This is a genomic window from Ectopseudomonas khazarica, from assembly GCF_004521985.1.
Taxonomy (GTDB): Bacteria; Pseudomonadota; Gammaproteobacteria; order Pseudomonadales; family Pseudomonadaceae; genus Aquipseudomonas; species Aquipseudomonas khazarica.
Genome location: NZ_SBHZ01000009.1, coordinates 60,185 through 81,178, shown reverse-complemented (window position 1 = coordinate 81,178; position 20,994 = coordinate 60,185). Strand labels below are relative to the sequence as shown.

The 20,994-nt window shown below is 65.7% G+C and carries 21 protein-coding genes; 14 read left to right on the top strand and 7 right to left on the bottom strand.

The window, feature by feature from the left end:
- Positions 1-53: 53 nt before the first annotated feature.
- Complete coding sequence (gene gatA / locus EPK82_RS13485; protein WP_134676884.1) at positions 54-1,505, bottom strand: Asp-tRNA(Asn)/Glu-tRNA(Gln) amidotransferase subunit GatA; 1,452 nt, start codon at positions 1,503-1,505, stop codon at positions 54-56.
- Positions 1,506-1,518: 13 nt separating this feature from the next.
- On the bottom strand, positions 1,519-1,806 hold the full coding sequence (gatC, locus tag EPK82_RS13480) for an Asp-tRNA(Asn)/Glu-tRNA(Gln) amidotransferase subunit GatC (protein ID WP_134676883.1): 288 nt from the start codon (positions 1,804-1,806) through the stop codon (positions 1,519-1,521).
- 236 nt (positions 1,807-2,042) lie between these two features.
- On the opposite strand from gatC, the gene mreB reads away from it, so the two are divergent.
- From mreB to tldD, 8 genes are all read left to right on the top strand, one after another.
- Complete coding sequence (gene mreB, locus EPK82_RS13475) at positions 2,043-3,080, top strand: rod shape-determining protein MreB (protein ID WP_013714086.1); 1,038 nt, start codon at positions 2,043-2,045, stop codon at positions 3,078-3,080.
- Between the two features lie 188 nt (positions 3,081-3,268).
- Positions 3,269-4,195, top strand: coding sequence for a rod shape-determining protein MreC (mreC, locus tag EPK82_RS13470; RefSeq protein ID WP_394346203.1), 927 nt, complete (start codon positions 3,269-3,271; stop codon positions 4,193-4,195).
- Positions 4,195-4,683: a rod shape-determining protein MreD gene (gene mreD / locus EPK82_RS13465; RefSeq protein ID WP_037046434.1), complete on the top strand. Its 489-nt coding sequence runs from the start codon at positions 4,195-4,197 to the stop codon at positions 4,681-4,683. Before mreC ends, mreD begins: the two co-directional genes overlap by 1 nt.
- A gap of 49 nt (positions 4,684-4,732) precedes the next feature.
- Complete coding sequence (locus EPK82_RS13460; RefSeq protein ID WP_134676881.1) at positions 4,733-5,335, top strand: Maf family protein; 603 nt, start codon at positions 4,733-4,735, stop codon at positions 5,333-5,335.
- 88 nt (positions 5,336-5,423) lie between these two features.
- Positions 5,424-6,881: a ribonuclease G gene (rng, locus tag EPK82_RS13455; protein WP_037046445.1), complete on the top strand. Its 1,458-nt coding sequence runs from the start codon at positions 5,424-5,426 to the stop codon at positions 6,879-6,881.
- Positions 6,882-6,898: 17 nt separating this feature from the next.
- On the top strand, positions 6,899-10,720 hold the full coding sequence (locus tag EPK82_RS13450; RefSeq protein ID WP_134676880.1) for a YhdP family protein: 3,822 nt from the start codon (positions 6,899-6,901) through the stop codon (positions 10,718-10,720).
- 49 nt (positions 10,721-10,769) lie between these two features.
- A complete protein-coding gene (locus EPK82_RS13445; RefSeq protein WP_134676879.1) occupies positions 10,770-11,618 on the top strand; it encodes a carbon-nitrogen hydrolase family protein in 849 nt (282 codons plus the stop codon).
- A 2-nt stretch (positions 11,619-11,620) separates the two neighbouring features.
- The gene (gene tldD, locus EPK82_RS13440; RefSeq protein WP_037046460.1) at positions 11,621-13,063 is read left to right on the top strand and encodes a metalloprotease TldD; all 1,443 of its coding nucleotides are present in this window, start codon (positions 11,621-11,623) and stop codon (positions 13,061-13,063) included.
- Between the two features lie 11 nt (positions 13,064-13,074).
- Here the strand turns inward: tldD and yjgA are convergent, their stop codons facing one another.
- Positions 13,075-13,593, bottom strand: a complete 519-nt coding sequence (yjgA, locus tag EPK82_RS13435; RefSeq protein WP_037046464.1) for a ribosome biogenesis factor YjgA — start codon at positions 13,591-13,593, stop codon at positions 13,075-13,077.
- A 131-nt stretch (positions 13,594-13,724) separates the two neighbouring features.
- Here yjgA and pmbA point away from each other — a divergent pair, with 131 nt between their 5' ends.
- From pmbA to EPK82_RS13405, 6 genes are all read left to right on the top strand, one after another.
- Positions 13,725-15,071: a metalloprotease PmbA gene (gene pmbA / locus EPK82_RS13430; protein WP_134676878.1), complete on the top strand. Its 1,347-nt coding sequence runs from the start codon at positions 13,725-13,727 to the stop codon at positions 15,069-15,071.
- 136 nt (positions 15,072-15,207) lie between these two features.
- Positions 15,208-15,600 (top strand): hypothetical protein, encoded by a 393-nt coding sequence (locus tag EPK82_RS13425; RefSeq protein WP_037046475.1) that lies wholly within the window; start codon positions 15,208-15,210, stop codon positions 15,598-15,600.
- A 1-nt stretch (position 15,601) separates the two neighbouring features.
- The gene (gene fumC, locus EPK82_RS13420; RefSeq protein ID WP_134676955.1) at positions 15,602-16,981 is read left to right on the top strand and encodes a class II fumarate hydratase FumC; all 1,380 of its coding nucleotides are present in this window, start codon (positions 15,602-15,604) and stop codon (positions 16,979-16,981) included.
- Between the two features lie 29 nt (positions 16,982-17,010).
- Complete coding sequence (locus EPK82_RS13415; protein ID WP_134676877.1) at positions 17,011-17,448, top strand: tetratricopeptide repeat protein; 438 nt, start codon at positions 17,011-17,013, stop codon at positions 17,446-17,448.
- Between the two features lie 12 nt (positions 17,449-17,460).
- Complete coding sequence (locus tag EPK82_RS13410) at positions 17,461-18,072, top strand: superoxide dismutase (protein ID WP_037046481.1); 612 nt, start codon at positions 17,461-17,463, stop codon at positions 18,070-18,072.
- A gap of 14 nt (positions 18,073-18,086) precedes the next feature.
- A complete protein-coding gene (locus EPK82_RS13405) occupies positions 18,087-18,986 on the top strand; it encodes a ZIP family metal transporter (RefSeq protein ID WP_037047383.1) in 900 nt (299 codons plus the stop codon).
- A 32-nt stretch (positions 18,987-19,018) separates the two neighbouring features.
- Here the strand turns inward: EPK82_RS13405 and EPK82_RS13400 are convergent, their stop codons facing one another.
- From EPK82_RS13400 to hpf, 4 genes are read right to left on the bottom strand one after another with little or no spacing between them, the layout of a single operon-like run.
- On the bottom strand, positions 19,019-19,291 hold the full coding sequence (locus EPK82_RS13400) for an HPr family phosphocarrier protein (protein WP_037046487.1): 273 nt from the start codon (positions 19,289-19,291) through the stop codon (positions 19,019-19,021).
- 14 nt (positions 19,292-19,305) lie between these two features.
- Positions 19,306-20,163 (bottom strand): RNase adapter RapZ, encoded by an 858-nt coding sequence (gene rapZ / locus EPK82_RS13395; protein WP_047586945.1) that lies wholly within the window; start codon positions 20,161-20,163, stop codon positions 19,306-19,308.
- 2 nt (positions 20,164-20,165) lie between these two features.
- Positions 20,166-20,630: a PTS IIA-like nitrogen regulatory protein PtsN gene (ptsN, locus tag EPK82_RS13390; RefSeq protein ID WP_037046493.1), complete on the bottom strand. Its 465-nt coding sequence runs from the start codon at positions 20,628-20,630 to the stop codon at positions 20,166-20,168.
- Positions 20,631-20,642: 12 nt separating this feature from the next.
- Positions 20,643-20,951 (bottom strand): ribosome hibernation-promoting factor, HPF/YfiA family, encoded by a 309-nt coding sequence (gene hpf, locus EPK82_RS13385; RefSeq protein WP_037046497.1) that lies wholly within the window; start codon positions 20,949-20,951, stop codon positions 20,643-20,645.
- Positions 20,952-20,994 lie beyond the last annotated feature (43 nt).

Genomic DNA, 20,994 nt, shown 5'->3' with positions numbered 1-20,994 from the left:
CATCCTCTCCCATGAATGGGAGAGGGGAAAAGGCTGCATGGCTGCGCCATGGCCTAGAAGCCGCTCGGTGCTTGGCTGTGCCAGTCAGTCACCTGCTGGTACTGATGCGCGATGTTGAGCAGGCAACCTTCCTGGAAGTAGTTGCCGAGCAGCTGCACGCCCACCGGCAGGCCATCGACGAAGCCGGCTGGCATCGACAGGCCGGGGATGCCGGCGAGGTTGGCGGTGATGGTGTAGATGTCCTCGAGGTAGGCCGACACCGGGTCGCCACCTTTTTCGCCGAGTTTCCATGCCAGGTTCGGCGTGGTCGGGCCGAGGATCATGTCGACGTCATTGAAGGCAGCGACGAAGTCGTTCTTGATCAGGCGGCGAATCTGCTGCGCCTTGATGTAGTAGGCGTCGTAGTAGCCGGCCGACAGCGCATAGGTGCCGACCATGATGCGGCGTTTCACTTCCGCACCGAAGCCTTCGCCGCGCGAACGCTTGTACAGGTCTTCGAGGTTGAGCGGATTCTCGCAGCGGTAGCCGAAGCGCACACCGTCGAAACGCGACAGGTTGGAACTGGCTTCCGCCGGGGCGATCACGTAGTAGGCCGGGATCGCATGCTGCAGGTTGGGCAGGCTGATGTCCTTGACGCTGGCGCCAAGCTTCTTCAGCTCCTCGACCACGGCCAGCACCTTCTCGCCGATGCGCGCGTCGAGGCCGGCGCCGAAGTATTCCTTCGGCAGGCCGATGCGCAGGCCGGCCAGCGGCTGGGCGAGGGCGGCCAGGTAGTCATCCACCGGCTGGTCGACGCTGGTGGAGTCCTTGGCGTCGAAACCGGCCATGGCGCCGAGCAGCAGCGCGCAGTCTTCGGCGGTGCGGGCCAGCGGGCCGCCCTGGTCGAGGCTGGAGGCGTAGGCGATCATGCCCCAGCGCGAGACGCGGCCGTAGGTCGGCTTGATCCCGGTGAGGTTGGTCAGCGCCGCCGGCTGGCGGATCGAGCCGCCGGTGTCGGTGCCGGTGGCGGCCGGCAGCAGGCGTGCGGCGACCGCAGCCGCCGAACCGCCCGAGGAACCGCCCGGTACACGGCTGGTGTCCCAGGGGTTCTTCACCGGGCCGTAGTGGCTGGATTCGTTGGCCGAGCCCATGGCGAATTCGTCCATGTTCAGCTTGCCGAGGGTGACAGCGCCGGCGGCGGCCAGTTTCTCGACCACGGTGGCGTTGTACGGCGCCTTGAAGCCGGTGAGGATCTTCGAGGCACAGGTGGTCAGCACGCCTTCGGTGCAGAACAGGTCCTTGTGCGCGATCGGCGCACCGAGCAGGGCGCCGTTCTCGCCAGCGGCACGGCGGGCGTCGGCGGCCTGGGCCTGGGCGACCGCCTGTTCGGGCGTGACGGTGATGAAGCTGTTGAGCTGCGGATCGAGCTGCTCGATGCGCGCCAGCAGGCTGCGGGTCAGTTCTTCGGCGGAGAATCGCTTGGCCTCGAGGCCCTTGGCGATCTCGGCCAGGGTCAGTTGATGCATGTCAGCCCTTTCCTTATTCGATGACTTTCGGCACGAGGTACAGGCCGCTTTCCACGGCCGGGGCGATGGCCTGGTAGGCGTCGCGCTGATTGCCCTCGGTGGCCACGTCGGCGCGCAGGCGCTGGGTGGCTTCCAGCGGGTGGGCCAGGGGGTCGATGCCCTGGGTGTCGACGGCCTGCATCTGGTCGATCAGGCCGAGGATGTTGTTCAGGGTCTCGGTGGTTTGCGGAATATCGCCGTCATTCAGGCCCAGGCGGGCCAGGTGGGCGATTTTTTCCACCTCGGAGCGTTCAAGCGCCATTGGGGGGTCTCCAGTGGAAGTGTGACGGGGCGGGTGTCTGCCAATTGCTGCGCTCGGGCATCCCGCGTCGCCTGTAGGGAACGGATGTCGCGAGCCGGCGGTCAAAGGCCGCGATGTGCAGCTACAAGGCCCGGAAAAACAGGCAATCTACCATATTGCCGCCTTGCTCAAAATCCCTGCCGTTGTTAGAGTTTGCCGCACTTTTTTACCCACGCGTTGCCTAGGGTCCCTTCCTAATGTTCAAGAAACTGCGTGGCATGTTTTCCAGTGATCTGTCTATCGACCTGGGAACTGCCAATACCCTTATTTATGTGCGCGAGCGCGGTATTGTCCTGAATGAACCGTCCGTGGTCGCCATCCGCACCCACGGCAACCAGAAGAGTGTCGTGGCCGTCGGCACCGAGGCCAAGCGCATGCTCGGCCGTACGCCTGGCAACATCTCCGCCATTCGGCCGATGAAGGATGGCGTGATCGCCGACTTCAGCGTCTGCGAGAAGATGCTGCAGTACTTCATCAACAAGGTGCACGAGAACAGCTTCCTGCAGCCGTCGCCGCGCGTGCTGATCTGCGTGCCGTGCAAGTCGACCCAGGTCGAGCGCCGTGCCATCCGTGAATCGGCCCTGGGCGCCGGTGCCCGTGAAGTGTTCCTGATCGAAGAGCCGATGGCCGCCGCCATCGGTGCCGGCCTGCCGGTAGAGGAAGCCCGTGGCTCGATGGTCGTCGATATCGGCGGCGGCACCACCGAGATCGCCCTGATCTCCCTCAACGGTGTGGTCTACGCCGAGTCCGTCCGCGTCGGCGGCGACCGCTTCGACGAGGCCATCATCACCTACGTGCGCCGCAACTACGGCTCGCTGATCGGTGAAGGTACCGCCGAGCGCATCAAGCAGGAAATCGGTACCGCCTACCCGGGCGGCGAGATCCGCGAAGTCGACGTTCGCGGTCGCAACCTGGCCGAGGGCGTACCGCGCAGCTTCACCCTGAACTCCAACGAAGTGCTCGAGGCGCTGCAGGAATCCCTGGCGACCATCGTCCAGGCGGTGAAGAGCGCGCTGGAGCAATCGCCGCCCGAGCTGGCCTCGGACATCGCCGAGCGCGGCCTGGTGCTGACCGGTGGTGGCGCACTGCTGCGCGACCTGGACAAGCTGCTGAGCCAGGAAACCGGCCTGCCGGTGATCGTCGCCGAAGACCCGCTGACCTGCGTCGCCCGTGGCGGCGGCAAGGCGCTGGAAATGATGGATCGCCACGCCATGGACCTGCTCTCCACCGAGTAAGCGCCTGTCGTGGGGCTCGCTGTCGTGCCGCCTCCGGGCGGCACGCGCATATTCGAGCATTGCAGTACACTCGCCTCAACCTTCGCCAGATCGGTTTGCCCTTCGCATGAATTCGCGCGCTTTCCGCCCTCGTGGCGCACAAGGAGCAGGTCATTAAGCCGCTCTTCGCCAAAGGTCCTTCGCTGGGCATCCGCCTGCTGGTGCTGGCGGTGCTGTCGGCTGCGCTGATGGTGGTGGATGCCCGCTTCGAGGCGCTCAAGCCGGTGCGCAGTCAGATGGGCCTGGTGCTGACACCGTTCTACTGGCTGGCGGACCTGCCGGTGCGGGCCTGGGATGGCGCGACCCAGCAGATTTCCTCGCGCAGCGAGCTGATGGCCGAGAACGAGAAGCTCAAGGCCGAGGCCCTGCTGCTGCAGCGCCGCCTGCAGAAGCTGGCGGCCCTCACCGAGCAGAACGTGCGCCTGCGCGAATTGCTCAACTCCGCCGCACTGGTGGATGACGAAGTACTGGTCAGCGAGCTGATCGGCGTCGACCCCAACCCCTATACCCACCGCATTCTCATCGACAAGGGCGAGAAGGACGGCGTGTTCCTCGGCCAGCCGGTGCTCGATGCCCGTGGCCTGATGGGCCAGGTGGTCGAGATCATGCCCTACACCTCGCGGGTGCTGCTGCTCACTGACAACACCCACAGCATTCCGGTGCAGGTCAATCGCAACGGCCTACGCGCCATTGCCGTCGGCACCGGCAACCCCGAGCGCCTGGAGCTGCGCCACGTGGCGGATACCGCGGACATCAAGGAAGGCGATCTGCTGGTCAGCTCCGGCATGGGCCAGCGCTTCCCGGCGGGCTATCCGGTGGCCACGGTCAAGGAAGTGATCCATGACTCCGGCCAGCCGTTCGCCATCGTTCGCGCGGTGCCCACTGCGGCGCTCAATCGCAGCCGCTATCTGCTGCTGGTGTTTTCCGACCGGCGTACCCCCGAACAGCGCGCCAACGACTCCGCCGTGGCGCAGGAAGCCGCCGACCGTGAGGCCGAGCAGGCGCGACAGGGCGAGCAGGCACCCGCGGACGGGCAGGTGCCGGCTGCGGACGCTGGCGCAGAGGAGACGAACTGATGGTTGGCGTGCAGCCTCGCAATGGCTGGGTGATCTGGCTCAGTCTCGCCCTGGGTTTGTTACTCAGTGTTTCGCCGTTGCCCGAGTTCATGCAGATCGGCCGCCCGCTGTGGGTCGCGCTGGTGCTGACCTACTGGGTGCTGGCCCTGCCGCACCGTGTCGGCATGACCACCGCCTGGGTTCTGGGCCTGGCGCAGGACGTGCTGTTCGGCACGTTGCTGGGGCAGAACGCGCTGATCCTGACGTTGATCACCTTCCTGGTGCTGAGCCTGCACCAGCGTCTGCGCATGTTTCCCATGTGGCAGCAGAGCATGGTGCTGATGGTGGTGTTCGGTCTGGCCCAGCTGGTTCAGCTGTGGCTCAATGCGCTGACCGGCAGTCGGCCGCCGACCCTGGCCTTCATCCTGCCGGCGCTGGTCAGTGCCCTGCTCTGGCCGTGGATCTGCGCCATCCTGCGTGGTCTGCACCTGCGCCTCAACGTCAACTGAGCGCGGCCCGCCGCACGGCTGGTCGCGGTTCGCCAACGGAGATACCCGCATGGCCGAGCTGTTCCTGGCCTCCGCTTCGCCCCGTCGGCGTGAACTGCTGGCCCAGATCGCTGTGCCATGTGTCACGCAAATCGCCTCGATAGATGAAACCCCGTTGCCAGCCGAGCCTGCTGCAGTCTATGTAGAGCGCCTGGCGCTGGAAAAGGCGCGTGCGGGGCTGCGTGCCCTGGGCGAGCGGGCCGATGCCGTGGTCCTGGGGGCCGATACGGCGGTGGTGCTGGATGGGCGCATTCTCGGCAAGCCGGCCGACTTCGCCGAGTCCCGCGAGATGCTCTTGAGTTTGTCCGGTCGCAGCCATCAGGTCATGACCGCAGTCGCCCTGGTGGGTGCCGGGCGGGAGTCGTCCCGGGTGGTGAGCAGCGAGGTGAGTTTCCGCACCCTCGGTGAGGCGGAGATCGCGGCCTACTGGGCCAGTGGCGAGCCCTGCGACAAGGCCGGCAGTTATGGTATCCAGGGCCTGGCGGCGGTGTTCGTCAACCGTGTGCAGGGCAGTTATTCGGCGGTGGTGGGGCTGCCGCTGTGCGAAACTGCCGAGATGCTTGGCCAGTTCGGTATTGCCTGCTGGCAGTTGCCGGCGCAAGGGGGCGTGTAGAAACGCGGGGCGTTTCCAGCGATTCCCGAAAGCTTGAGTCCGCGGGGCGGCGTTATGGTCCGGCCGGCATGATCACCAGGATGGATGCATGAGCGAAGAGATTCTGATCAACATCACGCCGATGGAATCGCGTGTGGCCGTAGTGGAAAACGGTGTGCTGCAGGAAGTGCACGTCGAGCGTACGCAGAAGCGTGGCATCGTCGGCAACATCTACAAGGGCAAGGTGGTGCGCGTGCTGCCCGGCATGCAGGCGGCCTTCGTCGACATCGGCCTGGAACGTGCCGCGTTCATCCATGCCTCGGAGATCTCCACCCGCGAGGGCGCCGCGATCGAGCCGATCAGCGCGCTGGTGCACGAAGGCCAGAGCCTGGTGGTGCAGGTGACCAAGGACCCGATCGGCAGCAAGGGCGCGCGCCTGACCACTCAGCTGTCGATTCCGTCGCGCTACCTGGTGTACATGCCGCGCACCAGCCACGTCGGTATTTCCCTGAAGATCGAGGACGAAGCCGAGCGCGACCGTCTCAAGCAGGTGGTGGCCGACTGCGTGGCCGCCGAGGGAATCGAGGAGGCCGGCGGCTTCATTCTGCGCACGGCCGCCGAGGGGGCTGGTGCCGACGAGATCCTCATCGACATCCGCTACCTGCGGCGCCTGTGGGATCAGATTTCCGCGCAGGTGCAGACCGCCAAGGCGCCCTCGGTGATCTACGAGGACCTGTCGCTGGCACTGCGCACGCTGCGTGACCTGGTCAGCCCGCGAACCGAGAAGATTCGCGTGGACTCGCGCGAGACCTTCCAGAAGATCACTCAGTTCGTCGCCGAGCTGATGCCGGAGATTGCCGACCGCCTGGAACATTACCCCGGCGAGCGGCCGATCTTCGACCTATATGGCGTCGAAGACGAGATCCAGCGCGCGCTCGAGCGCAAGGTGCCGCTGAAGTCCGGCGGCTATCTGGTGGTCGACCCCGCCGAGGCGATGAGCACCATCGACGTCAATACCGGCGCCTTCGTCGGCCATCGCACCCTCGAAGAGACCATCTTCAAGACCAACCTGGAAGCGGCCACGGCCATCGCCCGCCAGCTGCGCCTGCGCAACCTGGGCGGGATCATCATCATCGACTTCATCGACATGGAGGACGAGGAGCACCAGCGCCAGGTGCTGCGCACCCTGGAGAAACAGCTGGAGCGTGATCACGCCAAGACCAACATCATCGGCATCACCGAGCTGGGCCTGGTGCAGATGACCCGCAAGCGCACCCGCGAGAGCCTCGAGCAGATTCTCTGCGAGCCGTGCAGCGCCTGCCAGGGGCGCGGCAAGTTGAAGACTCCCGAGACCATCTGCTACGAGATCTTCCGCGAGATCCTGCGCGAGGCGCGGGCCTACCAGGCGGAAAGCTACCGGGTGCTGGCGAACCAGAAGGTCGTCGACCGCCTGCTCGATGAAGAGTCGGGCAACGTCGCCGATCTCGAAGCCTTCATCGGCCGCACCATCAAGTTCCAGGTGGAAACCATGTATTCCCAGGAACAGTACGATGTGGTGCTGCTCTGAGCGCCGCGAGCGCTGAGGTGAACGGCCTGGTGCGCCTGTTCACCACCTTGCTGCGCTGGGGGCTGGGTGTCCTTGCCGCGCTGCTGGTGCTGGCGGCGCTGTACGTCAGCCTGGGGCGCGAGCTGGTGCCGCTGGTGGCCGAGTACCGCCTCGAACTGGAGGACAAGGCCAGCGCGCAGCTGGGTGTGCCCGTGCGTATCGGCCGGCTCGAAGGGCGCTGGCAGGGGTTCTCCCCGGTGCTGCTGGCGCACGACGTGCGCCTGGGCGCAGAGGACGACGGGCTGAGCCTGGAGCGCGTACAACTGATGCCCGATGTGCTGGCCAGCCTGCTGGCACGCCAGCCCCGCATCGCCCACCTGCAATTCGACGGTTTGCAGCTGAACCTGCAGCAGGACAGCGAGGGTCGCTGGCATCTGCAGGGTTGGCCACAGCGCAGCGAGCGGCAGATGGATGTCGAGCAGCTGTTGCGGCAGTTGCAGGCGGTGCGGCGGGTCAGCCTGTTCGACAGTCGCGTGGTGCTGCAGCCGCTCGATCAGGAACCGTTGCTGCTCAGCTACGTCAATCTGAGCCTGAGCTACGGCAGCAACCGGCAGCGCCTCGACGGCCGCCTGCTGCTCCCCGACGGCCAGCCGGTCGCCCTGCGGCTGCGCACGCGCATGCAGCCCGAGACCTGGCGCGAGACGGAGTCCGAGCTCTACCTGAGCCTGCCGCAGAGTGACTGGGCAACGTGGTTGCCCAAGTCGCTGCTGGGCGACTGGCAGGTGCAGCGTCTGCAGGCCGGTGGCGAACTCTGGCTGCAAGGGCGTGGGCTGGCCCTTGATAAAGCTGCGCTGCGCCTGCATGCGCCCGAGCTGGTGGGCGGTCGGGCCAAGCGTGAAGCGGTGACCCTCAAGGACCTGGCCTTCAACGCCTTCTTCGAACACGACGAGCAGGGCATGCGCGGGCAGATCGACTCCCTGGCCATGACCCATGGCGAGCAGCGCATCGGCGAGTTGCACCTCAACCTGAAACAACTCGATGGCGGCGAGACCGACGAGCGCTGGGCGCTGACGGCTGACCGTCTCGACCTGGCGGCCTGGGCGCCGCTGGTGCAGGCGCTGGCGCCCATGCCCGACGCGGCCCACGATGCCCTGGTCGCGCTGGCGCCCGTCGGCGTGGTCAACAACCTGTTGCTCGACTACTACCCGCAGCACCAGGGTGCCGAGCGCCTGCGCTTCGCTGCCAATCTGCAGCAGGTGGGCGTCCAGGCCTACCACGGCGCGCCGGCTGCCGAAAATGTCAGCGGCAGCGTCTCTGGCAACCTGTTCAAAGGCGAGTTGCGCCTGAACAGCGAGAACTTTGCCCTGCACCTGAATGAGCTGTTTCCCAAACCCTGGCGCTATCGCCATGCCCAGGCCCGCCTGAGCTGGGACTGGAGCGAAGCCGGCCTGACCCTGTACAGCCCCTACATGCGTGTCGACGGCGAGGAAGGGCAGGTTGCGGGTGACATGCTGATCCGCCTGCTGCGCGATCCCGAGGCCGAGGACTACATGGACCTGCGTGTCGGTCTGCGCGACGGCGATGCGGCCTTCACCGAGAAGTACCTGCCGAGTCTCTCGCCCGGCATGAGCCCGGAACTCGATCATTGGCTGAAGACGGCGATCCGTGCCGGCCACGTCGAGGAGGGCTACTTCCAGTACCAGGGCTCGTTGCACAAGGGTGCACCGCTGGCGGCGCGCAGCCTCAGCCTGTTCTTCAAGGTCAGGGATGCCGAGCTGGCCTTCCAGCCTGGCTGGCCATCGCTGCGTGACGGCGCAGGCGAAGTGCTGATCGAGGATGATGCCGTGCGGGTGCGCCTGCAGCAGGGGCGCCTGCTCGACAGTCAGGTCACGGACGTGGCCGCCAATATCCCGCTGCTGCATGACGGCAAGGCGCCGCACCTGTACCTCGATGGCGACGTGCAGAGCAGCCTGAGCGATGCCATCAAGCTGCTGCAGGAGGCGCCTCTGGGCACCTCGCAGATCTTCGCCGGCTGGCAGGGCGAGGGGCCGCTGGCCGGACGCCTGCAGCTGGATATCCCGCTGCACAAGGGGGATGCCCCGGTCGTGGTGGTGGACTTCGCCACCGAAGGCGCGCGTCTCAAGTTGCCCAACCCGGACCTGCAACTGAGCAAGGTGAAGGGCGCGTTTCGTTTCGACAGTGCGGCGGGCCTCAGCTCGCCCGACGTGCGTGGCGAGGTGTTCGGGCGCCAGGTGCGCGGCAAGATCAGTGCCGAGGGCTCGCGCGGTCAGGCCAGAACCCTGTTCGATCTGCGCGGGCAGGTGCAGGTCGACACTCTCAACAACTGGTTGAATGGTCCGCAGGCGCTGCCTGTCAGCGGCCTGCTGCCCTATCGCCTGCGCCTGACGCTGGATGGCGACGACAGCCAACTGCGCGTCGATTCCAACCTGCTCGGGGTGAATGTGGCGCTGCCCGCGCCCTTCGGCAAGGGCGCCGAGCAGGAGGCCTATGCCGACTGGCGCATGACGCTGTCCGGCAAGGAGCGCCGCTACTGGGCCGACTATCGCGGGCTGGCCAGCCTGAACCTGGCGGCGCCGCCTACGGCACTGGCCGAGGGCCGTGGCGAGCTGATGCTGGGCGGGGCGCCCGCCCGGCTGCCCACCAGCCAGGGCCTGCGTGTGCGTGGTCGTCTGGCCGAGCTGGACCTGGATGCCTGGAAGCAGTTCATCGCGGATCACCCGCTGAAGGTGGACGCTGACAGCCAGCGCCTGTTCCGCAGTGCCCAGCTGGATATCGGCCGTTTCAAGGGCTTCGGCCAGGAAGTCGAGCAGCTCGCCGTCGGCCTCGAGCGAGAGTCTCAGGGCTGGGCGCTGCAGCTCGACAGCGCATTGGCGAGCGGGCGGGTGGTGCTGGCGGACGCCGAGGGCGTACCCATTCAGGTCGACTTGCAGCATGTCAGCCTGCCAGCTCCGGCCGTCGATACGCTGACAAGCGACGACGCCCCGGACCCTCTGGCGGGTGTCGACCCGCGGCAGATTCCGGCGCTGGATATCAGGATCGACCGCGTACAGCGGGGTGACAAGGTGCTGGGGGCCTGGTCGCTGAAGGTTCGACCCGAGGCGCAGGGGGTTCGCTTCGACGATCTCGACCTCGACCTGCGCGGACTGAAGATCGGTGGCAGCGCCGGCTGGCGCGGCACGCCAGGCAACCTCCAGAGCTGGTACAAGGGCCGCCTGCACGGCGAGGACCTTGGCCAGGTACTCAAGGCCTGGGATTTTGCGCCGAGCGTCACCAGCGAGCGCTTCCGGTTGGATGTCGATGGCAACTGGCCGGGCTCGCCGGCGTGGTTCTCCCTCAAGCGGTTCTCCGGCAACCTCGACCCGTCGCTGCGCAGCGGCCAGTTCGTCGAGGTGCAGGGTTCGGCACAGGCCTTGCGGGTGTTCGGCCTGCTCAACTTCAATTCGATCGGCCGCCGCCTGCGTCTGGATTTCTCCGACCTGCTGGGCAAAGGCCTCAGCTACGACCGGGTCAAGGGCAACCTGCAGGCGACCGATGGCCTGTTCGTCACGCACGAGCCGATCACCCTGACAGGGCCTTCGAGCAACCTGGAACTCAATGGCAACCTGGACATGCGCAACGAGCGCATCGACGCCAAATTGCTGGTGACCCTGCCGGTGACCAACAACCTGCCGCTGGCGGCGTTGATCGTCGGTGCGCCGGCCATCGGCGGTGCACTGTTCGTGGTGGACAAGCTGCTGGGCGACAAGGTGGCGCGTTTCGCCAGCGTGCAGTACGACGTCGACGGCCCGCTGCAGGATCCCAAGATCAGCTTCGACAAACCCTTCGAAAAACCGCAATGAAGCGCCGCCTTGGCGTACGCTGTCAGCACCGGAGGCAATGAGCGCAGCCATGAATCTTGCCGTGATACAGATGGTCAGTCAGGCAGAGGTGCGGGCCAACCTCGCGCAGGCTAGGCGTTGGCTGGAGCGTGCCGCACAGGGTGGGGCGCGCCTTGCCGTACTGCCGGAAAACTTCGCGGCCATGGGCCGGCGCGACCTGGCCGCCATCGGGCGTGCCGAGGCCATGGGCGAGGGGCCGATTCTGCCCTGGTTGAAACAGACCGCCCGTGACCTCAGCTTATGGATAGTGGCCGGTACGCTGCCGCTGCCACCGGATGACGACCGCGACGGCAAGCCACGGGCCTGTTCGTTGCTGATCGATGAACAGGGTGAGCGTGCCGCACGCTATGACAAGCTGCACCTGTTCGATGTCGACGTGGCGGACAATCGTGGCCGCTATCGCGAATCGGACGACTTCGCCCATGGCGAGCAGGTGGTGGTGGTCGACACGCCGGTCGGTCGGCTCGGGCTGACGGTATGCTATGACCTGCGTTTCCCCGAGCTGTATGGCGCGCTGCGTGAAGCCGGAGCCGAGCTGATCAGCGTGCCGGCGGCATTCACCGCGGTGACCGGCGCGGCCCACTGGCAGGTGCTGACCCGTGCCCGCGCCATCGAGACCCAGTGCTACCTGCTGGCGGCCGGTCAGGGCGGGGAACACCCCGGGCCACGCTGGACGTTCGGCCATTCGGCCATCATCGACCCCTGGGGGGGCGTGCTGGTCGAGCAGGATCAGGGCGAAGCCGCCTTGCTGGCTTCACGCGATGGTGCCGAGCAGGCGGCCATTCGCCAACGCATGCCGGTGCAGCAGCACCGCCGTCTTTTTTCATCGGGCGTCGCACGCCCGATCGTTGTGGAGTGACCATGAATACGATGTTGCAATCCGTCAGCGAGCACCTGCTCGCCCCAGGTGACCTGACTCTGGATAGCCTCGGCTCGGTGCTGGGTGAGGTCGCCGGGCCGGGTATCGACGCGGCTGATCTGTATTTCCAGAGCCAGGTATCCGAGTCCTGGGTGCTGGAGGACGGGATCGTCAAGGAGGGCAGCTTCAATCTCGATCAGGGCGTCGGCGTGCGTGCGCAGTCGGGCGAGAAGACCGGCTTCGCCTACAGCAACGCGATCAGCCTCGATGCGCTGCAGCAGGCGGCGCGTGCGGCGCGCTCGATCTCGCGCGCCGGCCAGCAGGGGCGCGTGCAGGCCTTTGTCAGCCCGCAGGTGACCCAGCTGTATGCCCAGGACAATCCGCTGGATGTCATCGGCCGGGCCGAGAAGGTCGAGTTGCTGCAGCGCATCGACCGCGCCACGCGTGCGCTGGACCCGCGCATCAAGCAGGTGACCGTGAGCCTGGCCGGGGTCTGGGACCGCATCCTGGTGGCGGCTCATGATGGCAGCCTGAGCGCCGACATCCGCCCGCTGGTGCGTTTCAACGTCAGCGTCATCGTCGAGCAGAACGGCCGTCGTGAGCGTGGCGGGCATGGCGGTGGCGGACGCACCGACTACCGCTATTTCCTCAGCGAGGATCGCGCCATGGGCTATGCGCGTGAAGCGCTGCGCCAGGCGCTGGTCAACCTGGAAGCCGTTGCCGCGCCTGCCGGGACCTTGCCGGTGGTGATGGGCGCGGGCTGGTCGGGCGTGCTGCTGCACGAAGCGGTAGGCCATGGCCTGGAAGGCGACTTCAACCGCAAGGGCAGCTCGGCGTACAGCGGCAAGGTGGGCGAGAAGGTCGCGTCCAGCCTGTGCACCATCGTCGATGACGGCACCCTGGCCGAACGTCGCGGCTCGCTCAGCGTCGATGACGAAGGCACGCCGACGCAGTGCACCACGCTGATCGAGAACGGCGTGCTCAAGGGCTACATGCAGGACAAGCTCAACGCCCGCCTGATGGGCGTCGCCGCCACTGGTAACGGCCGGCGCGAGTCCTACGCGCATCTGCCGATGCCGCGCATGACCAACACCTACATGCTGGCTGGCGAGAGCGATCCGGAAGAAATCATCCGTTCGGTGAAGAAGGGCATCTATTGCGCCAACCTGGGCGGTGGCCAGGTGGACATCACCAGTGGCAAGTTCGTGTTCTCCACCAGCGAGGCCTACCTGATCGAGGACGGCAAGATCACTGCGCCGGTCAAGGGCGCCACCTTGATCGGCAATGGGCCGGAAGCCATGAGCCGCGTGTCCATGGTCGGCAACGACCTGGCCCTGGACAGCGGCGTCGGCACCTGTGGCAAGGACGGGCAGTCGGTGCCGGTAGGCGTTGGTCAGCCGACGCTGAAGATCGATGCGATCACGGTCGGCGGTACCGGTGCCTAGAGGGTGCGAGGTCAGCGCAGGCCGCGCTGGATCTCGTCGAGTTCACGGATGTACTTGAACACCTTGCGTGCGGCCGCCGGCGGTTTGTTGCGCGCGGCCTCGTGCTGGGCATGACGTATCAGGCTGCGCAGGTGCTGGCGGTCCGCGTCGGGGTAGAGCTCGAAAAAGCTTTCCAGGGCGCTGTCGCCTTCGCCGATCAGGCGGTCGCGCCAGCGCTCGAGGGCGTGAAAGCGCTCGTTGTATTCACGGGTGGAAGTGTCCACCTGGTCGATCATGGCGAGGATCGCCTCGACATCCTGTTCACGCATCAGCTTGCCGAGGAACTGGATGTGGCGTTTGCGCGCCGCGTTGGCCGTATGCTTCGGCGCTTCGGCCAGTGCCCGGCGCAGGGCGTCGGTCAGCGGCATCTTGGCCAGCAGGTCGGGTTTGAGCGTGGTCAGTCGCTCGCCGAGTTCCTGCAGGGCATGCAGTTCGCGCTTGACCTGGGATTTGCTCTTCTCCAGAGAGAAGTCGTCGAAAGAATCAGACATGGGGCGGGTCCAGATGGAAACGCCGCCATGATAACAGCAGCTGCGAGCTTCAAGCTTCAAGCGAAAAACGGGTTCGGCGTTTTTCTTGTAGCGAGGAGCTTGTAGCTTGAAGCTGCTTTTTAGGAGTCGTTATGAGTGAGTTAGAACAGATCGGGCCGCAGGCCTTGCCAGAGCTGCAGCAGCAGGTCGAGAGCATTCTTGCCGAGGCGGCGCGCCAGGGTGCCAGTGCGTGCGAAGTGGCGGTCTCGATCGGCCAGGGACTGTCGACCACGGTGCGTCAGCGCGAAGTGGAAACCGTGGAGTTCAACCGCGACCAGGGCTTCGGCATCACCCTGTACGTCGGCCAGCGCAAGGGCTCGGCCAGTACCTCGGCGACCGGTCTCGACGCCGTTCGCGAGACGGTGGCGGCGGCGCTGGCGATCGCCAGGCACGCATCCGAAGACGAATGCGCCGGCCTGGCCGACGCGGCGCTGATGGCGCGCGAGTTGCCGGAACTGGACCTCTATCACCCCTGGGCGATCAGCCCGGAGCAGGCGGTGGAGCAGGCGCTGGCGTGCGAAGCGGCGGCCTTCGCTGCTGACCCGCGCATCCGCAACGCCGATGGCACCAGCCTCAACACCCATCAGGGTTGCCGCGTGTACGGCAACAGCCATGGCTTCATCGGCGGTTACGCCAGCACCCGGCACAGCCTGAGTTGCGTGATGATCGCCGAGGGCGAAGGGCAGATGCAGCGTGACTACTGGTACGACGTCAACCGCCAGGGCGAGTTGCTGGCCGACGCCGCCGGTATCGGTCAGCGCGCGGCGCAACGTGCCGTCAGCCGCCTGGGCGCACGCCCCGTGCCGACATGCGAAGTGCCGGTGCTGTTCGCTGCGGAGCTCGCCGGGGGGCTGTTCAGTCACCTGCTGGCAGCCATCTCCGGTGGCAACCTCTATCGTCACTCGTCCTTCCTGGAAGGGGCGCTCGGCCAGCGCCTGTTCCCCGAGTGGCTGAGCCTCGACGAGCGTCCGCACCTGCCGCGAGCGCTCGGCAGCGCCGCGTTCGATGGCGATGGCCTGGCCACCTATGCCAAGCCGTTCGTGGACAAGGGCGAGCTGGTGTCCTACGTGCTCGGCACCTACTCCGGCCGCAAGCTGGGCCTGCCCAGCACGGCCAACTCGGGGGGCGTGCACAACCTGTTCGTCACTCATGGCGACGAGGACCAGCAGGCGCTGATCCGGCGCATGGGGCGCGGGCTGCTCGTGACCGAGCTGATGGGGCAGGGGCTCAACCTGGTGACCGGCGATTATTCGCGTGGCGCCGCCGGTTTCTGGATCGAGAACGGCGAGATCCAGTTCCCGGTGCAGGAAGTCACCATCGCCGGCAATCTGCGCGACATGTTCGCCCAGATCGTCGCGGTCGGCAGCGATCTGGAGCGCCGTGGCAACATCTGCACCGGCTCGGTACTGATCGAGCGGATGACGGTCGCCGGCAGCTGATCCCCAGGCCGACCGCCGCGTCGGCCTCTCTCCTTGCGCGCCCGCTGCACGGTGCGCAGCGAAGCCCACACGGATTGCGTGTTGATTATCTCATGAGAATGGGAATAAATATCATTACGTAATCTGGTGGGCCTCTATGCACAATCCCTACTCCTCGCTCTGTCTCGACTGCTGGCACTGGCAAGGTCTGCGCATTCGCTGCGCGCTGCTGCCGGACGACCCGCGCCTGTTCGATTTCCACGAGGCGCAGGGGCGTCAGCTGGTCGCGCAGGGGCGCCTGGACGCCTGGCGGATGTGGTGGCACCTGGCGCAGTTGCTGCTCGACAGCGCTGCCGATCCGGCATTGCCCTGGCATTGGCGCAGCCAGTGCCTGGACCGTGCCTGGCGCCCCCTCTACGCCCTGCAGATGCTCGCCAGTGATCGCCGCCGCCTGCTGCGCCTGGATGCATTGCGCAGCCGCCTGGCTCACCTGCGCCTGGCGCCATCGCTTTCCTACGACGAATCAGCTGAGGGACCATCCCATGCTTGAAATGACTGCTAGCACCCGTATCGAACGCGACAGCATGGGGGAGTTGGCCGTACCCGCTGGCGCGCTCTATGGCGCACAGACGCAGCGCGCGGTGAACAACTTCCCGATCTCCGGGCAACGTATGCCGGCCGCTTTCGTGCGTGCGCTGATCCTGGCCAAGGCGGCTGCGGCGCGGGCCAACGTCGAGTTGCAGCAGCTCGATGCGCCGATGGGCGATGCCATTGTCAGCGCCTGTCAGCAACTGCTCGACGGCGATTTCATGGTGCATTTCCCGGTGGACGTGTTCCAGACCGGCTCTGGCACCAGCTCCAACATGAACGCCAACGAGGTGATCGCCACCCTGGCCAGCGACCTGCTGGGCGATGCGGTCAGTGCCAACGATCACGTCAATTGCGGGCAGAGCAGCAATGACATCATTCCCACGACCATTCACGTCAGCGCCGCTATCGAGCTGCATGAGCGCCTGCTACCGGCGCTTGGCCACCTGCTGCAGGCGCTGTGCGAGAAGTCGCTGGAAGTGCGCCCTTACGTGAAGACCGGGCGGACCCATCTGATGGACGCCATGCCGGTGCGCATGAGCCAGGTGCTCGACGGCTGGGCGCAGCAGATCCAGGCCAATATCGAGCACCTGCGTCATCTGCAACCCTCCCTGCAGGCGCTGGCCCAGGGCGGTACGGCGGTGGGCACCGGGGTCAACGCGCCCCCGCGCTTTGCCGAGCAGTTCTGCCAGGAGCTGAGCACCCTGAGTGGTCTGCCTTTCACCACCGGCACCAACTTCTTCGCCCTGATCGGTTCACAGGACACCGCCGTTGCCGTCTCCGGTCAGCTGAAGACGGTAGCGGTGTCGTTGATGAAGATCGCCAACGACCTGCGCTGGATGAATTCGGGGCCTCTGGCCGGCCTGGCCGAGATCGAGCTGGAGGCGTTGCAGCCTGGCTCATCGATCATGCCGGGCAAGGTCAATCCGGTGATCCCGGAAGCGACCGCGATGGTGGCGGCGCAGGTGATCGGCAACGACGCGGCCATCGCCATCGCCGGCCAGTCCGGCAACTTCGAGCTCAACGTGATGCTGCCGCTGGTGGCCGACAACCTGCTGTCGAGCATGCAGTTGCTGAGCAATGCCAGCCGCCTGCTGGCCGACCGGGCGATCAGCAGCTTCAAGGTCAACCAGCCGAAGCTCAGGGAAGCACTGGAGCGCAACCCGATTCTGGTTACCGCGCTCAACCCGCTGATCGGCTACCTCAAGGCCGCGGAGATCGCCAAGCAGGCCTACCGCGAACAGCGGCCGATCATCGATGTGGCGCTGGAGCACACCGAGCTGAGCCGTCAGCAACTCGAGCATCTGCTCGACCCGGAGAAACTCACCGCAGGCGGTCTGTAAATCCACTGGCGAGCAGCCGGGAGGTAACCATGGAGCACTGGAAACATATCATCGAAGCGGGCAACCGCTGCTTTCGGGACGGCGACTGGGTGCAGGCCCGTGAACTCTATCTGCAAGCCCTGGCCGAGGCTCAGGTGCTGTTCGGGCGCTGGCACGAGCACAACATGGCAGTGGCCGCGTTCGTGATCTCGCACCACAACCTGGCCGATCTGCATCTGACGTTGGGCCAGCCGGAGGAGGCGGCGGAGAACCTCTGCGCCAGCCATGAGCGCCTGTTGCAGACCCTGGGCGACGCGCAGCAGCCCCAGGCACTGCGGGATATCGCCATGCATCACAGCCGGCGTACCTACATCGAACTGCTGCGGTTCATCGCCGAGCACGGCGCATTCCCGCGTACCGACCGCCTGCTGGGGGCGCCGAGCAGGCGCCAGCAGCACCTGGCCTGCAATGGCCGTCACTGTCACTGAAGGATGACGTCAATGCCTTATCAGCTTCCGCCGCTCGCCTACGCCTACGATGCCCTAGAACCGCATATCGATGCGCAGACCATGGAGATTCACCACACCAAGCATCATCAGACCTATATCAACAACCTCAACGCGGCGCTGCAAGGTACGGCGTACGCCGAGCAGGACGTCGAGCACTTGCTGCGTCAGGTCAGCGAGCTGCCGCAGAGCCTGCAGGGCGCGGTGATCAACCAGGGGGGTGGCCACGCCAATCACAGCCTGTTCTGGCAGGTGATGTCACCCAGCGGAGGCGGCGTGCCCGAGGGGGAACTGGCGTTGGCGATCGATACCGAACTGGGTGGTTTCGCGGCATTCAAGGAGGCCTTCACGCAGGCGGCGCTGAGTCGTTTCGGCAGTGGCTGGGCCTGGCTCAGCGTGACGCCGCAGCGCAGGTTGCTGGTCGAGAGCAGCGCCAATCAGGACAGTCCGCTGATGCACGGCAACACGCCAATTCTCGGGCTGGACGTCTGGGAGCATGCCTACTACCTGCGTTACCAGAACCGCCGGCCGGAATACATTGGTGCCTTCTACAACGTCATCGACTGGGCGGAAGTGGCGAGTCGATTCCGACGGGCGTCGAGCTGAGGATGCGCCTGGTGATGCTGCGGCGAACCTTGCTGAGCCCCTCGGCAGCCGCCAACGGACGAGTACTGCGTTATCTGCTGGGTGGGGCCATCCTGTTCAGCGGTGCGTTGCTGCTGTTCATCCAGTCGACCGCACTGCTCGATCCGCACGCGCAGCCGCGCTTGATGGATGCCTTGCAGGGCGGGCTGTTGTGCGCTCTCGGCACGGCGTCAGGCGCGCTGCCGGTATTGTTCATGCGCGAGTTGTCCCAGCGCTGGCGTGACCGTCTGCTCGGCTTCGGTGCCGGTGTCATGCTTGCGGCGGCAGTGTTCTCTCTGTTGATACCGGCGCTGGACGTGGCGCGCACGCAAGGGTTCGGCCCCTGGTCGGCTGGCGCGCTGGGCAGTGCTGGCCTGTTGCTGGGCGCGGCTGGGTTGCTCGGTTTGGCGCGTTTGCTGGACACGCGACAGTGCCTGCCCGATACGCAGGCCGGTCTGACGCCGGGCGTGCTGCTGTTCGTCATCGCCATCATGCTGCACAACGTGCCGGAAGGCATGGCTGTCGGTGTGGCTGTCGGGGCCGGACTGAGCGGCGCCGAGGGCCTGGTGATCGGTATCGCCCTGCAGGACGTGCCGGAGGGACTGATCGTCGCCCTGGTGCTGGCCAGTGCCGGTATGGGGCGGGGTAGGGCGGTGCTGATCGGCGCGGCGTCCGGGCTGGTCGAGCCGCTGTTCGCGGTGCTCTGCGCCTGGGTGGTGAGCCTGTCGCAGTTACTGTTGCCTTGGGGGTTGGCGCTGGCTGCGGGGGCCATGCTGGTTGCCGTGACTCACGAAGTCATTCCCGAGTCGCACGGCAACGGTTATCGCGGCGATGCCAGTCTGGCACTGGCGATGGGCTTCTGCCTGATGATGGTGCTGGATACGGCCCTGGCCTAGAGCTGAAGAGCCAGGTGCAACTGGTCGCGGCCTTACTCGCCTTCCTCGAAGTAGTTCTCGATCAGGCCGACCAGGGCTTCCATCGCTTGCAGCTCCTGTTCGCCTTCGGTCGACAGGTGCACATCGGTGCCCTTGCCGGCCGCGAGCATCATCACAGCCATGATGCTCTTGCCATCGACCAGGCTCTCCGGGCTTCTGCCAATGCGCACCTGGCAGGGGTAGGTCGTGGCCACGCCAACGAACTTGGCCGCAGCACGTGCGTGCAGGCCGAGCTTGTTGATGATGGTGATATCGCGTGCTGGCATCGCGGCGGGGCTCCTTAGCTGAGGTCGCGGTGACGCACCTGGACGTTCTTCAGTTTCTCTTTCAGTGCCTGGCTCAGGCGGCTGGCCAGGTAGACCGAACGGTGGTGACCGCCGGTGCAGCCGATGGCGACAGTCACGTAGGCCCGGTTGCTGGCGGCGAAGCGGGGCAGCCACTTGTCCAGATAGACGAGAATGTCCTGATACATTTCTTCCACTTCCGGTTGCGCCGCCAGGTAGTCGATCACGGGCTGGTCGAGGCCGGAGTAGTCGCGTAATTCGGGTTTCCAGTAGGGATTGGGCAGGCAGCGGGCATCGAACACCAGGTCGGCGTCCACCGGCATGCCGCGCTTGAAGCCGAAGGACTCGACCAGAAATGCCGTGCCAGTCTGCTCCTGGCCCAGCAGGCGGAGCTTGAGGGCGTCGCGCAACTGGTACAGATTCAGGCGTGTGGTGTCGATCCTCAGGTCGGCGCGATCGGTGATCGGTGCCAGCAACTGGCTTTCGTAGGCGATCGCCTCGGCCAGCGAGCGGTTGTCATTGGTCAGCGGGTGGCGCCGGCGGGTTTCCGAGAAGCGCTTGAGCAGGGTGTCGTCTTCGGCATCGAGATAGAGCACGTCGCAGCGAATGTTGCGCTGGCGCACTTCGTCGAGCAGTTCGGGAAAACGCTTGAGCTGGCTCAGCAGGTTCCGTGCATCGATGGATACCGCGACCTGTGGCAGGAGCATGTCGCTGTGCGGCAGAAATCGTTCGGCGAGATCAGGCAGGAGGCCGGCTGGCAGGTTGTCGATGCAATAGAAGCCGTTGTCCTCAAGGACATCGAGGGCGGTGCTCTTGCCCGAGCCCGAGCGACCGCTGACGATGATCAGGCGCATGCTTATTGACCGTTCTGAGTGTCCACGACCACTTGGTAAAGGTCTTCGCCGCTTGAGGCATGGCGCAGACGTTCACGTACGTCGCCGCGGTCGAGCATGCTGGCGATCTGGCGTAGCAGCTCGAGGTGAGCGTCGGTTGCGGCTTCCGGCACCAGCAGTACGAACAGCAGGTCGACCGGGGCGCCGTCGATGGCGTCGAAGTCCACGGCGGTGTCCAGATGCAGCACGGCGCTGATCGGATCACTGCAGCCAGCCAGGCGGCAGTGAGGAATGGCGATGCCGTTGCCGAAACCGGTCGAGCCGAGTTTCTCGCGGGCAATCAGGCTTTCGAAAATGTCCTGGGCATCCAGGTCGGGAAGATCGCGGGCGACCAGGTTGGCGATCTGTTCGAGCACGCGTTTCTTGCTGCCGCCCGGCACGTTCACCAGGGAACGGCCGGGGGTCAGGATGTTTTCAAGTCGGATCATGGATGGGGAATGTCAGCGGGCCGTGGCGCCTTGCAGGCGGTCGAGCTGCTTTTCCTTGTGCTTGATAAGTTGACGGTCAAGTTTGTCGGCCAACAGGTCGATGGCTGCGTACATGTCCTGATGTTCGGCGTTGGCGACCACTTCGCCGCCTGCAACGTGCAGAGTCGCCTCGATCTTCTGCTTGAGTTTCTCGACCTCCATGGTCACCTGAACGTTGGTGATCTTGTCGAAGTGGCGTTCCAGTCGGCCCAGTTTCTCGCCGATATAGTCACGCAGGGCGTCGGTCACATCCAGCTGATGTCCACTGATGTTGACTTGCATACCGCTTTCTCCTTGTTGCCTTGTGTAAGAGACGGGTCTCGTG

Coding starts and splice junctions, on each gene's coding strand:
- EPK82_RS13410 (WP_037046481.1), top strand. CDS start 17,461: ATGCCTTATCAGCTTCCGCCGCTCGCCTACGCCTACGATGCCCTAGAA.
- EPK82_RS13445 (WP_134676879.1), top strand. CDS start 10,770: ATGAATCTTGCCGTGATACAGATGGTCAGTCAGGCAGAGGTGCGGGCC.
- mreD (WP_037046434.1), top strand. CDS start 4,195: ATGGTTGGCGTGCAGCCTCGCAATGGCTGGGTGATCTGGCTCAGTCTC.
- gatA (WP_134676884.1), bottom strand. CDS start 1,505: ATGCATCAACTGACCCTGGCCGAGATCGCCAAGGGCCTCGAGGCCAAG.
- pmbA (WP_134676878.1), top strand. CDS start 13,725: ATGAGTGAGTTAGAACAGATCGGGCCGCAGGCCTTGCCAGAGCTGCAG.
- gatC (WP_134676883.1), bottom strand. CDS start 1,806: ATGGCGCTTGAACGCTCCGAGGTGGAAAAAATCGCCCACCTGGCCCGC.
- EPK82_RS13400 (WP_037046487.1), bottom strand. CDS start 19,291: ATGCCAGCACGCGATATCACCATCATCAACAAGCTCGGCCTGCACGCA.
- rng (WP_037046445.1), top strand. CDS start 5,424: ATGAGCGAAGAGATTCTGATCAACATCACGCCGATGGAATCGCGTGTG.
- EPK82_RS13415 (WP_134676877.1), top strand. CDS start 17,011: ATGGAGCACTGGAAACATATCATCGAAGCGGGCAACCGCTGCTTTCGG.
- EPK82_RS13425 (WP_037046475.1), top strand. CDS start 15,208: ATGCACAATCCCTACTCCTCGCTCTGTCTCGACTGCTGGCACTGGCAA.
- yjgA (WP_037046464.1), bottom strand. CDS start 13,593: ATGTCTGATTCTTTCGACGACTTCTCTCTGGAGAAGAGCAAATCCCAG.
- tldD (WP_037046460.1), top strand. CDS start 11,621: ATGAATACGATGTTGCAATCCGTCAGCGAGCACCTGCTCGCCCCAGGT.
- ptsN (WP_037046493.1), bottom strand. CDS start 20,630: ATGATCCGACTTGAAAACATCCTGACCCCCGGCCGTTCCCTGGTGAAC.
- EPK82_RS13460 (WP_134676881.1), top strand. CDS start 4,733: ATGGCCGAGCTGTTCCTGGCCTCCGCTTCGCCCCGTCGGCGTGAACTG.
- rapZ (WP_047586945.1), bottom strand. CDS start 20,163: ATGCGCCTGATCATCGTCAGCGGTCGCTCGGGCTCGGGCAAGAGCACC.
- EPK82_RS13405 (WP_037047383.1), top strand. CDS start 18,087: ATGCTGCGGCGAACCTTGCTGAGCCCCTCGGCAGCCGCCAACGGACGA.
- mreB (WP_013714086.1), top strand. CDS start 2,043: ATGTTCAAGAAACTGCGTGGCATGTTTTCCAGTGATCTGTCTATCGAC.
- fumC (WP_134676955.1), top strand. CDS start 15,602: ATGACTGCTAGCACCCGTATCGAACGCGACAGCATGGGGGAGTTGGCC.
- hpf (WP_037046497.1), bottom strand. CDS start 20,951: ATGCAAGTCAACATCAGTGGACATCAGCTGGATGTGACCGACGCCCTG.